Genomic DNA, 12,468 nt, shown 5'->3' with positions numbered 1-12,468 from the left:
TAGCAGGGGCTTATAGCCCCGAGCAAACCACCCGTTTGACGGGTGGTAGTGATTAACGATATCGCTCGTAGAGCATATAGTATATCTTTTTTAGTTAGAACATTTCCGCAAGTTCTCTGGCTGAAGCCACCATGGACTTTATCTGCCGGGCGGTTTTCTCCATATTCCATTTTTTCCATGCCTTCTTATTCTTTGGGGGAGTGAATAAGGCCAAGTCGCTTTTCACTATCAAGTAAATTCGATCGTCGTTTAAGGAAAAGCCTAACCCGGAAGAAATTTGTCTGTCAAACCAGGAAATCATAGTCGGTGTCAGAAATTTTCGCGCAGCCTGTTCATCGGTGCAGAAGATATTGTAATGTTCATTGTGGGTAATATCTTCTACATCGATTTTCTTTTCTCCGTCACAGGCAGGAAAATGCCCTCCATTTGTTTCTTTCCCCCACACTTTCTCCGTGGGAACAATTCTTAGCTGTCCTTCAAAATGAGAATGATATTGTAAAGTATAAATTTGCCCGTAGAATTCGTATAAACCTTTCCTGTCTTTTCCCTTTTGGGGAGAGTAAGCATATAAGTCGGTGATTTTTAGCTCGGGTTGCTCCTGCAAATCCAGTAAACCGGCCGGGTAGTAATAAGAAAAAATTGGCACCGCTTTTTTAAATGCATTTAGAGGAAGATTATTGTTCCCGTCAAATTCTGCCTTGGGAAAAATGATTTCTATCATCGGAGGGAGTATTCGATTCAAATAGACTTCCTTAGTATCCGGTATTTTTATTATTTTAAAAATAATACTAAGAATTGCGGCTAAGATGTATAGACCAACGATAGCCAGGAGAGAAGAACCAACTATCCCCCAAAGATACTTATTAAAAAGCAGAGATATGCCCTGAAAGACGGTAAAGTGATTCCCGAGATATATCAGGATAGGCGAAACCAAAGTTCTCTAAGCTTTTGCCGTTCTTCTTCTGTTAAATCAATTTGATGCATCGTTCTTCCTTTCTTATATTTATGTTCTTATTGAAACTTTTTAAGTATAACATAAAGGAGCGACTTTTTGATACAAGTGATGAAAGAATTTATATAAGGCTGAACAGTTTTAGCGGGTCTTTTGTGCTATGATATTTCCCAAAGCTTTATAGGAGTGTGATTTATGCAAGTGACCATCAAAGATGATTTTGACTTAGAGAAAATTATTGAAAGCGGACAGTGCTTCCGGGGAAAATGTCTGGAAGACGGAAGCTATCGCTTTATCTCCGGAGATTCCGCCATTTACCTTCGTCCGAAAGAGGGAGAGCCCGGAGTGTATACGGTGTCCTGTGATCAGAAAAGCTGGGAAACAGTCTGGTTTCCCTTTTTTGATTTGGAAAGATGCTATAGCGAAATCGCTGTTTCAGAAAGCGGAAAGCATGAATTCGTGGATCAGGCCATTGCTCATGGTCGTGGAGTGCGGCTCCTGCGACAAGATCCTTGGGAAATGCTTTTAACCTTTATTATTTCCCAACGGAAAAGTATTCCCGCCATCATCAAATCCGTGGAAGCCCTGTCGGAGAAATACGGCCATGATATTGTTACTGAACAAGAGAGGCTAAAGGCATTTCCCTCTCCGGAAGAAATGAAGGAAGCTACAGCGGAAGAGCTGGCAGCCTGTGGTCTTGGCTATAGGGTGAAGTATATCTTGGACGCAATACAAAAGGTCAATAGTGGAGAGCTGAATTTACAAGCCATTGCAGAACTTCCCGACAATATATTGCTGGAAAAGCTGCAGGCCGTCATGGGCGTAGGCATAAAGGTGGCAAACTGCATTGCCCTCTTTGCCTATGGAAGAACTGCCTGCGTTCCGGTGGATGTCTGGATTTTCCGCGCCATAGAGAAAGAATGTGGAGGCGTATCTCCATTTTCCTTGTATGGGGAAAATGCAGGGATTATTCAGCAGTATATTTTTTATTATGAGAGAGGGGTTATCGGGCGTAAAGACTGACAAATTTTCCTGGTACTTTATTCCGTAAGTCAAAGATGTTTAGTAAATTTAGCAGTTTCTGAAAAATTTAGCCTTTGTTTTTTGATTTTTTAGTGTATAATTAATACGAATATATACATTTTTTAAGAAAAAAGGAGAACAAAAATGGCTGAGCAAGATACGGAAATGACTCCCTCACTACTAGGCAAAATACTTAAGTGGATAGGACGATTGATTCTACTCTTACTTGTACTACTTGTTGTGGCTGTAGCGGTGCTTATGGTACTGGATCATTTTGGCATTGTTAGTCCGGAAGATTTTCAGAAGAGTAGTGAAAAAAGAATGGATGTGGAACTGCATGGAGAGGTTTTGGATGATGAGTCCTATACAGTGGCAGCAGTGGACGCCGATGAATATTTTGAGAATCACGCAAAAGTTCTAAAAGAAATCGATGCAAAAGATTCTAAAAATTTGCAAAGCGGAAAGGAAGTCAGAAAGTTATTGTCGGAAAGAGGATTTTCGGATTGTATTCTTACTGCGGTGTATTCTCTGGAAGGGGATTTGGAACCGGAAAATGAAGTGACGGAAAAGACTTCGGATAAATATCCGATGTATCAGGCCTATTATGAATCTGCAAACGGAAATGTATGGCTTATCTATTCCATTAACAGCTCTCTGATGGCTGTTCCCATTTTAAATAATATACAACCCCAGGGAGGCGCCGAGCTGATTGTATCGGAATCAAATACCTTGGTTAGTTATGACAGTGTGAAAAATAAGTTTTATGAAACAATTCCAAATAGCACGGAAATCAATGTAAAGACAGTGGACAGTATTACAGCCGATGTTCTGGATTCCTTGACAATAGAGACACAAGGTTAAATATGGGAAAGATAATATGAAGTATGGACGTGGATAGTGCGAAACAGCTTTGCATATTCTCTTTCTTGACAAGCCAAGTTTTAGAACTATATAGTAGTTGAAATGAGCGAAAGGAGTAAACACCATGGCAAATTACAACATTAATACCATCTGTGTACAGGGGGGCTATGAGCCGAAAAAGGGAGAGCCCAGAGTGGTTCCTATTGTGCAATCCACAACCTTTAAATACGAGACTTCCCGGCAAATGGGAGACCTCTTTGACTTAAAGGAGTCCGGATATTTCTATACCAGACTGGCTAACCCCACCAATGATGCTGTGGCAAATAAAATCTGCCAGCTGGAGGGCGGGGTAGCGGCTATCTTAACCTCTTCCGGTCAGGCGGCAAACTTCTATGCCATCTTCAATATTGCCGGTGTAGGAGATCACGTGATTGCTTCTTCCGCAATCTACGGAGGAACCTATAACTTAATTGCAAAGACCATGAAAAATATGGGCATTGAAACCACCTTCGTGGATCCGGACATTTCTCCGGAAGAACTGGATTCCAAGTTCCGTCCCAACACAAAGCTGGTTTTTGGAGAAGTCTTAGCGAATCCGGCCTTGAAAATTTTAGACATCGAGAAATTTGCCACAGCTGCCCATCAGCATGGCGTTCCCTTAATCGTGGACAATACTTTCCCTACCCCGATTTTCTGTAGACCCTTTGAATGGGGAGCGGACATCGTGACTCACTCCACCACAAAATACATGAACGGCTTTGCCAATGCGGTTGGCGGTGCGGTTGTGGACTCCGGAAACTTCGACTGGACCAAGTATAGTGAGAAATTCCCGGGACTGACCACTCCGGACGAAACCTACCACGGAACAGTCTATACGGAGAGCTTTGGGAAGGCGGCTTATATTGTGAAAATGACCACCAACCTGATGCGTGACTTAGGTTCCATTCCTTCTCCGCAAAACTCCTTCTACCTTGGCGTAGGTCTGGAAACCTTGCACTTAAGAATGGAAAGACATTATGAAAATGCCTTGGCTTTAGCAAAGCATTTGGAAAAGCACCCGAAGGTATCCTGGGTTTCCTTCTCCGGCTTGGAAAAGGACAGCCAGCATGAATTGGCTAAAAAGTATCTGCCAAAGGGTTCCTGCGGAGTTATTTCCTTCGGTGTAGTAGGGGGAAGAGAGGCGGCTGTAAAGTTTATGGATTCTCTGAAGCTGGCTGCTATCGTTACCCACGTTGCTGATGCCAGAACCTGTGTGCTGCACCCGGCATCCACTACCCACAGACAGATGAATGATGAAGAGCTGCTGGCAGCAGGCGTATCTCCTGATCTTATCAGAATGTCTGTAGGCATTGAAGATGTGCAGGATATTATTGCCGATGTGGATCAGGCATTGGAGAAATAAAGCGGACGCTGAATTTCATACCAGAAAACATAACGGGCTATCAAAATCAAAATAGTTTTCTAAGCAATATAGGTCTAAATTTGGGGCACGCTCTCGCTAGCTTCGCCACGTATCGGATACTAAGCGAAAAACTGCGATTCTCTTGTTTTTCGCAAGTACCGACGGGCTCAGACTACCCCTTATTTAGACCTATATTGCCGAAAATTTATATAATTTTGATTTTGATAGCCCGTTATTTTTCTATAGCACCTCCACCTGACAGGAGCGTAGAGTCTCCAAAGCGGCTTCATGCTTTTCTTTAGTAACCCCGGCGCAACACCGGCTATCCACAGAGAGAGGGACTTCCGGTAAAAATGCCTTTATAAGAAGAGCATTGGAAACCACGCAGATATCGGTACATAAGCCTATAAGCTCGATGGAGCAATCCTGCCCTCTACTTTTGGATTCCTGACAAAGGGCTTTCATAGCATTTGCCAACTCCAAACTTCCAAAGCCGGGCTTTTCAAAGAAATGATTCTCTAAGATTAAGCCCTGAAGAGCGCTGTCCAACTGCCAGCCCTCCGTCCCCTTAATGCAGTGAGAAACAGGAAGATTTTTTCCCTCCTGAGTGGAGAGGTAATCCTCTCTATGGGTGTCTAGGGTTGCGTAGACATCTTCTTTGGGATAGGAGAGAATTTTTTCTTTTACCTTTTGTACAATGGCTTCCGCCTCCTTTGTTCCCAGAGAACCGTCAATAAAGTCCTTTTGCATATCTACTACAATAAGAATTTTCTTCATTTTCCTGCCTTCTTTCCGAGTCGATTTTGATGACAATGGCGTTCCGATTGGAAGTATACACCTTTATAGAAAATCATGCCAGTTTCATTATTTTACTTCTAGCCTCTTTTTAGCCATCAAAAACAAAGTGAGACTTTACCGAATGCTGCAAAACCTACATTGCCGAATGCTGCAAAACCTAACAAGCATTTGACTATTAGGAGGTGCTTGTATAGGATGGTATCATTGAGGCGAAAACTATTGGAATCTTAATCCGGAATGGCAAATGCCTCTTTACAACGATTCGCTATTGGTTCAGTAGCTTCGACTTTTTTAAAATCTCATGAAGTAAAAATATATACTGAAACCTAGAGACAGAAAGGAGAATCATCCGTTTTTTTAAACTTGTATTACATCAAAAGGCCGAATTAGGCCTAGGGAAGCGGATGAAGGAAAAATTATGAAAATCATTGAAAATAATAGAGTATTTGCTTTTGACGCTAAAAATGAATGTGTTGCGGAGGTGATGGATGGAGAAACAGTCATTTTCCGTACCCACGACTGCTTTGATAACCAGCTTAGTGAAGAGGGAAGCTGTATCGGAGCTTTGAACTGGGACCGTATCAATCCCGCCACCGGCCCTGTCTATGTGCAGAATGCAAAGGCAGGAGATGTCCTCAAGGTGGAAATCCTGGAAATTGTATTGGATAAGCAGGGTGTAATGTGTGCCCTTCCGGAGAACGGCGTCCTTGGCTCTTTGGTGAAAGAAGAATCCGTAAAACGGATTCAGGTGGAAGAGGGAAAGGTTCATTTTAGCGACAAGCTTGTTTTTGATGTTACACCCATGATTGGTGTTATCGGTGTTGCGCCGGAAAACGGCTCCATTAACTGCGGTACACCGGGCTGCCACGGCGGAAATATGGACAATAAGCGCATTAAAGTTGGGGCAAGCCTTTATTTTCCCGTATTCCATGAGGGCGCTATCTTCTCCTTAGGAGATGTGCATGCGGCGATGGGAGACGGAGAGGTGATGGTCAGCGGTGTAGAAATTTCTGCGGAGGTGAAGGTAAGACTATCTGTAATTAAGGGGATTAGCATTGAAATCCCTATGCTGGAAAATGATGAGCTCTGCGGCGTAATTTATTCCCACGAAGATATCGAAAAGGCGGTTTTCCATGCGGTACGTGTCATGAATGAAAGAGTACAGGAGAATCTGGGACTCTCTTTAAACGAAGCCGGTATGCTTCTCAGCGCCGTGGGAGACCTGCGTTTTTGTCAGGTGGTGGATCCGGAAAGAACCGTGATGATGTGTATACCGAAGAAGATTATGAAGAGCTTGTTTTCATAGAAAAGTCTTTCACTAGTATTTTTCGATAGGAAAGCACTGTATCTTTGCAGTGCTTTTTTCTTGTAAAAAACTTCAAAAAAATATTTGCAAGGTACTTTACAAATATTAGGGAGAGTGATATCATTTGCATATCGAAAGGTACCTAACATAAATGATTAAGGAGATAAGATTACATGAGAGAAGATAGAGAGTATAATAAAACTATTACAGAAACAGCAGTTTTGGAGAAAAGATGCCAGGGGTGCGGCAGACAGTGTCCTTTAAATGCCCTGGCTTGCGAAAGAGGTCGTCGCTTAAATGGAGGTATTGATATGGAAGAAAGACATGAACAATATGAAGGCAATAATGGTCACAAAGGGCACGAAGGCCATTTAGAAGGTAAAACGCATGGGCGTTTAGATAGACATGTGCATCACGATTTTCACAAAAGAGGAGGGAAAAGGCATGGTCATGGAGAAAAACGCCATTTGCCTTTTGATACTGAGGAAACAGGGGCGAAGGGATTATTTGCCCGACTAAGAGAATGTGGCCATTATCTGTTTCATTTGCAAGGGCATAATATTGGACAAAACCGTATTATTCGGGAATTAGCGGAGCATGGTGGAGAGCTTTCCCAGCGTGAAATTACAGAAATGCTTCATTTGCAAAGAGCATCTGTCAGCGAAATTCTTGGAAAGCTGGAGAATAGACAACTGCTTCAGCGTAAGCAAAGTGAGACGGATAAACGGACCCAGATGGTTAAGTTGACGAAAGAGGGACGCCAAATGGCGGAATCTCTTCTTGATGAGGAGCTGAAAGATAGAGATTCTTTATTCCAGTCTCTTACAGAAGAAGAAAAAACACAGCTTCATGGGATTTTGGGGAAGCTACTGGATAGCTGGAGAAGACAGTCTTAAAATAAAAACCGGCTGTCATTTTCAAAATACAAAAGTATACTAGGATAAAAAGTAATATAAAGGTGGAAGAAATCATGGAGCATGGAAAGCGGCTGAATAGCAAAAAAGTACAATGCCTTAATGGAGCCCAGCTAAAGGCTATCGCCTTCTTCTCCATGCTTCTTGATCATGTAAATAATGCTTTGCTAGTACCAATTTTAGAAGGGAAAGGCTTTTTGCTTCAGGTATCGAATCTGCTTTCGATTCTGGGGAGGATTGCCTTTCCTCTCTTTATGTTCTTTTTAGTGGAGGGATTTTTTAAGACGAGAAATCGGAGAAAGTACCTTCTGAATCTTTTCCTTTTTGGCGTTCTTTCCGAAGTGCCCTTTGACCTCTTTACTTCTAAAGTGCTTTTCAATCCAAATTGGAATAACATGATGTTTACTTTGGCCTTATGTCTTAGTTGTATTTGGATCATCGACAGTTTCAAAAGGAAAATTCCGAACAGAATTTTATGGTACGGATTTTCTTTGCTTCTTGTGGGGATTTTCAGTATTTTAGCGATGTTTTTGAGCCTGGACTATGATTTCCATGCAGTAATAGTGGCTTATCTTTTTTATATTTTCTATCAAAAACCCCTTTGGGGCGCAGGGCTTGGATTTCTGTCTATCATAAAGGAGATTTATTCTTTTTTGGGATTTGGATTATGCTTAACGTATAATGGGGAAAGAGGAAAACAGAGCAAGTGGCTGAATTATGCATTCTATCCGGTGCATCTTTTGATACTGGGGTTTTTACGCTTGTATTTCAATATATAGCCTTTTAATATTTAGTAGATTAGCGTTTGGCTTCTCTGATTTAAAATAGCCTTTTGCTTATGTAGATACAGGAAAATATAGAGTTTTGCAAGTTATACAGATCTAAAAGCTTTATGGAATTGATCACAGACAGAAACAACTATGGAAAGGAAATGTGAAATCTTAGTTGCTCCATGCTTACCACGAAAAGAAGAAGCAGAACTGAGCTGATGATGAAGCATCCGCTTATGGCAAAGCTTGGTGAATAATAACTTCTCTTTTCCTTTGGAGTGGAGCCTAAATTCCAATATTGTGTCAGTTCTTTCATCACAAAGCAGATGACAAACTGTGCTTTTCCGCAGTTTAAAAGTGCGGAAGAAATAGCATGGCTTTGGGAGTGAAAGAACAGATAGGTAAAGAAGCTTAAAAGAAGCATTCCGCGAAGAAAAAAACGGCTCCGCTTTAGTCCGTCATAGTTCGTCCTATCTTCTAATTTAACCCGATGAAAACGGTCCTGCATACTCTGCCCGATACGATAAAACCAATCCGGTACTTCTTTTTTCTGCTTAACGGCAAATTCCAAAAGAAGATAAAGATAAAAAGAGAAGCTGTAGGCAAGACAAATAATAAAGGCAAAGAATAAATAGAAAAAATAATAGCCCATATAATCTTAGCTCCCTTCTATAGTTTTTTCTGTATTGGAATCGCTCAAAGGTATGAAGGATTGTGTTCTTAACGAGTCTCGCTCGCGAAGCGTGGAGCATCACGCTTGGGTATTTCTCCTAGAGGAACTCATTATCTCTTTGGATTATTAGCATGGATTCTTCGTTTGATTCCCCACGAACCAGTAATCACAGATTGTGCCTCCTGTCGCCAGCGTTTGCTCTCTATGCAATACTCCTTTGTTTCGTTCAACCGCGATGTGGTCAATGTCACAGCACAAAGGCAATAAATCAAGATAGCCATTTTCTCTTGCGAATTTTTCCAAGGGGCATCTTGTGAAGTGATAATAAAAGCCGTCCTTATGTCGCTTTTCATCAAAATGAAAATCCCAGGTTTTATCCTGATATTCCGGATGCGCCTCCGCCCATTCTTCCGCCTTATGCATCCTTTCGGCAAATTTCTTCATGTCCGTCTCTTTATTAAAATCTATGGAGCTCATGGCTTTCCTGATGAAACAATTGTCCATAAATGCAGCAATCACTTCTCTAAAATCTTCTACCGAAAACTTACCTGCTCTGCATACTGCCAGAAAAACATAGGCGGAGTAAATATTGTGGGCCATAGGGTTTTTCTCTCCGATATCATCCGTGTTTTCCAGCATTTCCCGGTATAAGATACGTCCTTTTTGCAAGCTCTCCTTCGTCTTATCTTTCCCGAACTTTTTTACCATCGGTTTTTTCAAGAATAAACTGAATAAGTTAAAATAGATTCCTTTGTATTTCATTACACTCACCTCGCTAAACTTTTTCATCAATGTAGTTCAGACTATGCTACTGAGTACGTGCCGTATGAACTACAGAACTATAGGAATAAAATATAATGAGATAACATAATGATAGAACAAGAAATATTGCATTAGTCTCGTTTAACTAATAGTAGCTTAGCACTTTCAGCCATTTTGTCCATGCTGAATTTTCGTTCCTTCATCCTGATTGTTTAAGACAGGATATTTAACTTTTATAAATCCTATGTTGCTTCTTATTTCTTTATAGACCATAGGTAATGACTTTGGTTTTGTAAACTTCGCAGATTTACCTGTATAATGGAGTTAAACAGTAATAGGGATTACCGCATATAGAGGGAGGTCATCTAATGGCTACGGTTTCATTAAAGGCTGCTACTAGAGAGGATTTGCAAGCCATATGGGAAATGCAAATAAAGGCTTTCTCGGAATTATTGGATAAATATCAAGACTATGACATGAGTCCCGGTGCAGAGGGGCTGGAGAAAATCATTGCAAGGTACGAACAGCCTTGGACTGTTTACTATTTTATTGTTGTTGAAAATGAAAATGTCGGTGTCATTCGCGTGATTGACAAGAAAGATACTAGTAGAAGACGAATATCTCCAATCTGGATTATGCCGGAGCATAGAAATAAAGGATATGCCCAAGCGGCAATTTCTGCGGTAGAGAAAATACATGGTTGCCATCACTGGTGCTTGGACACGATACTGCAAGAAGCAGGGAATCTTCATTTGTACGAAAAGATGGGCTATCATCAGACCGGAAAAATGGATAAGATCAATGATCGTATGGATATTGTTTTCTACGAAAAAGATTAAAGATAAGTTTTAAGTTCGGATTTCTCAACCGGCTTTCTATTCTGTTTGTCCCTTTTCCGGATAAAAGTCCATCTTGGAAACACACTCTGGTTTAAAAGTGATGTATAAACTTTCAATAAGGTAGAGTGCGCTATGATTATTTTATTGCGTTCCGTAACATAAAATACTAGGATGTTTTTTGAGAAATAAAGTAAATAGCATAGCAGTTGGGCAATGTTAAGATAATAAAAGGCAAAGTCAGAGATTATCAGAGCAGGAAAGTATGGGTCTAAAATTGCCGGACCGGCAGTAGAAATCATCAAGACATACCAACGGTGGAGGTAGAGATTATGAAGCATTTTTCATGGATTCTCAGAATCTTTTATATTTTTGTATTATATGTGTGGATTACTTTTATACTTCTACTTCCGGCAAGCCCCATATTCAGTTTACAGCTTTATGTCTTATTGAATATCCTATCTGCCCTTGTGTTTACCGGCTTTTTAATCACTCAGATTGTGGAGGCTTTTAAGATATTTAAAAGAGGGGACAGTGAACAGTGCATAAAGGCTTTTCTTTTCTTTAAATACAGTTCTCTGCCTGCTGTACTCATTTTACTGGCCATATTTCTTGTGGTCTTACTTGGCGGAATAGGGCTTTCCTTTGTGCTACTGGTTCTACCGGCCACCCTATTCATTGCTCCCTTTTTCTTTGCCATGAGCTTAGTTGTGGCACCACTTTTCCTCGGAATGTCTTTTATGGCGGGATTAGCAGGACTTAGCTATGCCATTTGCCTGATTTTACTGAGTAGAAAGCAAAAGGGCTGGAAAGTAGGACAATGTATCTTGCACTTTATTTTCCAGAGTATTCCCGGCTTTGATATATTGGATGGTCTGTATATTACGGTGCGATATTGGAAGAGGGGGAAAATTTTATCTATAATCACTGCGATTTGTGCTATCTTGGGATTGACGTTTATATTATTTATGCGTTCTTAAACAAAGACATTATGCCGTTCTCAAGCAAAGATATTATGTATTCTTAAAGAATGACAGTAAAGATAGCATTTTAGAAAGAGAGACAAGATGAGAAATTTATGTTTTTTATTGATCCCAATGGGAATTGCACTATTGATTTTCAGCATTAGAAACATTATCCGCTTTGCGAAGGCAGAGCTATTCTTCGAAATGCCCTGTTTAGAGGAAGAGGGAAGAGTTCACCTTCCTCAGGGAAAATACGGGATTTGGCTTAGCGGGAAGAAATTCACGAAATCTCCTCTTGGGAAAATCGGTTTCCAGCTGGTAGAGGAGGAGACAGGTCAGAGCGTGAATCTTTTTCCAAGCCTTATGCGGCCTACGGTAAGTAGCTTTAAAATGGCAAGAATGGAGCTCTACTCTTTTCAGGTAGAAGAAGAGGGAAATTATACCCTTTCTTTAGATGGAGAAAGCAGCGTGAGAGACAGGCTGGAGGCATCTATCGAAAATCTTCTCTTCAAACAGCCGGTGGATTTGAGCAACTTTACCGTACAGATTCGAAAAGGAAATTCTATAGCTATGTTTTTCTTAGCCATTTTAGGCATTAATCTTGCCGCTTGGATGATTCTTGGAGGGATTATGCTTCCCTTCTTACTGGCTGAAGCAGGATATTAATGCATTTCCCTTGAGTGCGAATTCCGTAGTTGGTAAGAGAATAATCTACATGAAAAGTTATGCCGAGGGATGGATTTTCCATAACGAATAGTCGACGGTTTGCCTGCTTAGCAGATACAATTGCTCATTTCAGACTTCGAGGTGTTTCACGGGCTTGTACGGAAGTTCTACATATTGACGTAAAGAGCCAGAAGGAAGACGGAAAAAAATGCCGCTCCGCGAACTGCATTGGTAGTGGAGTAGATATGATAAGCGTCTTCGGAAGAACTGAACTGCATTCTAAGAAGGAGCAAGATTGGGTGGACTATTAAAGCCACGATGATCGTAGCAAATGGCATTTTCATGCATTGATAGAGAGCGGCATGAGCGTCTCCGTTCTTATGGTATAGAAAAACAAAGGTCAAAACATTGACCAAAAGCCAAAGAAAGAGAAATAAGTTGGCATCCCGAAGCGCGGCGGAATTCGTTGCATTTTCATATTCAATATGCACTCTTCCCTGAAAAGCCTGCCCGAATTTATAAATCCACCGAGGGACTTCC

14 protein-coding genes are annotated in these 12,468 nt (G+C 41.1%); 9 read left to right on the top strand and 5 right to left on the bottom strand.

Features of this window, described 5'->3' with window-relative positions:
- Positions 1 to 94: 94 nt before the first annotated feature.
- Entirely contained in the window at positions 95 to 742 is a 648-nt protein-coding gene (locus RDQ32_RS09440) for a DUF3137 domain-containing protein (RefSeq protein ID WP_308580205.1), read from the bottom strand.
- A gap of 405 nt (positions 743 to 1,147) precedes the next feature.
- Between RDQ32_RS09440 and RDQ32_RS09435 the strand changes: the two genes are divergently transcribed.
- The 3 genes from RDQ32_RS09435 to RDQ32_RS09425 all read left to right on the top strand — a co-directional run bounded on the left by RDQ32_RS09435 (position 1,148) and on the right by RDQ32_RS09425 (position 4,238).
- The gene (locus RDQ32_RS09435) at positions 1,148 to 1,975 is read left to right on the top strand and encodes a DNA glycosylase (RefSeq protein WP_308580204.1); all 828 of its coding nucleotides are present in this window, start codon (positions 1,148 to 1,150) and stop codon (positions 1,973 to 1,975) included.
- A 144-nt stretch (positions 1,976 to 2,119) separates the two neighbouring features.
- Positions 2,120 to 2,836, top strand: a complete 717-nt coding sequence (locus RDQ32_RS09430) for a hypothetical protein (protein WP_308580203.1) — start codon at positions 2,120 to 2,122, stop codon at positions 2,834 to 2,836.
- 124 nt (positions 2,837 to 2,960) lie between these two features.
- Positions 2,961 to 4,238 carry an O-acetylhomoserine aminocarboxypropyltransferase/cysteine synthase gene (locus tag RDQ32_RS09425; protein WP_308580202.1) on the top strand — a complete coding sequence of 426 codons (1,278 nt, stop codon included), beginning with the start codon at positions 2,961 to 2,963 and terminating at the stop codon, positions 4,236 to 4,238.
- A 240-nt stretch (positions 4,239 to 4,478) separates the two neighbouring features.
- On the opposite strand, the gene RDQ32_RS09420 is transcribed toward RDQ32_RS09425, so the two are convergent.
- The gene (locus RDQ32_RS09420; RefSeq protein WP_308580200.1) at positions 4,479 to 5,015 is read right to left on the bottom strand and encodes an isochorismatase family cysteine hydrolase; all 537 of its coding nucleotides are present in this window, start codon (positions 5,013 to 5,015) and stop codon (positions 4,479 to 4,481) included.
- A 439-nt stretch (positions 5,016 to 5,454) separates the two neighbouring features.
- On the opposite strand from RDQ32_RS09420, the gene RDQ32_RS09415 reads away from it, so the two are divergent.
- The 3 genes from RDQ32_RS09415 to RDQ32_RS09405 all read left to right on the top strand — a co-directional run bounded on the left by RDQ32_RS09415 (position 5,455) and on the right by RDQ32_RS09405 (position 8,035).
- Positions 5,455 to 6,342, top strand: coding sequence for an acetamidase/formamidase family protein (locus tag RDQ32_RS09415; protein ID WP_308580199.1), 888 nt, complete (start codon positions 5,455 to 5,457; stop codon positions 6,340 to 6,342).
- Between the two features lie 173 nt (positions 6,343 to 6,515).
- Positions 6,516 to 7,238: a MarR family transcriptional regulator gene (locus RDQ32_RS09410; RefSeq protein WP_308580198.1), complete on the top strand. Its 723-nt coding sequence runs from the start codon at positions 6,516 to 6,518 to the stop codon at positions 7,236 to 7,238.
- Between the two features lie 74 nt (positions 7,239 to 7,312).
- Entirely contained in the window at positions 7,313 to 8,035 is a 723-nt protein-coding gene (locus RDQ32_RS09405) for a TraX family protein (protein WP_308580197.1), read from the top strand.
- 139 nt (positions 8,036 to 8,174) lie between these two features.
- Here RDQ32_RS09405 and RDQ32_RS09400 read toward each other — a convergent pair whose 3' ends face one another.
- Together RDQ32_RS09400 and RDQ32_RS09395 are read right to left on the bottom strand one after the other, a co-directional pair.
- Positions 8,175 to 8,678, bottom strand: a complete 504-nt coding sequence (locus RDQ32_RS09400; protein ID WP_308580196.1) for a hypothetical protein — start codon at positions 8,676 to 8,678, stop codon at positions 8,175 to 8,177.
- A 147-nt stretch (positions 8,679 to 8,825) separates the two neighbouring features.
- The gene (locus tag RDQ32_RS09395) at positions 8,826 to 9,461 is read right to left on the bottom strand and encodes an L-2-amino-thiazoline-4-carboxylic acid hydrolase (RefSeq protein ID WP_308580195.1); all 636 of its coding nucleotides are present in this window, start codon (positions 9,459 to 9,461) and stop codon (positions 8,826 to 8,828) included.
- 368 nt (positions 9,462 to 9,829) lie between these two features.
- On the opposite strand from RDQ32_RS09395, the gene RDQ32_RS09390 reads away from it, so the two are divergent.
- From RDQ32_RS09390 to RDQ32_RS09380, 3 genes are all read left to right on the top strand, one after another.
- Positions 9,830 to 10,300, top strand: coding sequence for a GNAT family N-acetyltransferase (locus RDQ32_RS09390; RefSeq protein WP_308580193.1), 471 nt, complete (start codon positions 9,830 to 9,832; stop codon positions 10,298 to 10,300).
- A 329-nt stretch (positions 10,301 to 10,629) separates the two neighbouring features.
- Positions 10,630 to 11,277 carry a hypothetical protein gene (locus RDQ32_RS09385; RefSeq protein WP_308580192.1) on the top strand — a complete coding sequence of 216 codons (648 nt, stop codon included), beginning with the start codon at positions 10,630 to 10,632 and terminating at the stop codon, positions 11,275 to 11,277.
- An 87-nt stretch (positions 11,278 to 11,364) separates the two neighbouring features.
- Positions 11,365 to 11,928, top strand: a complete 564-nt coding sequence (locus RDQ32_RS09380; RefSeq protein ID WP_308580191.1) for a hypothetical protein — start codon at positions 11,365 to 11,367, stop codon at positions 11,926 to 11,928.
- Positions 11,929 to 12,095: 167 nt separating this feature from the next.
- Here the strand turns inward: RDQ32_RS09380 and RDQ32_RS09375 are convergent.
- On the bottom strand, positions 12,096 to 12,468 hold a 373-nt coding region (locus RDQ32_RS09375), incomplete at its 5' end, for a hypothetical protein (RefSeq protein WP_308580190.1).

The organism is uncultured Oribacterium sp. (genome assembly GCF_902481605.1).
GTDB classification, from domain to species: domain Bacteria; phylum Bacillota; class Clostridia; order Lachnospirales; family Lachnospiraceae; genus Oribacterium; species Oribacterium sinus.
The sequence above is the reverse complement of the archived record's forward strand: the minus strand, read 5'-3'. Positions and strand labels throughout refer to the sequence as shown.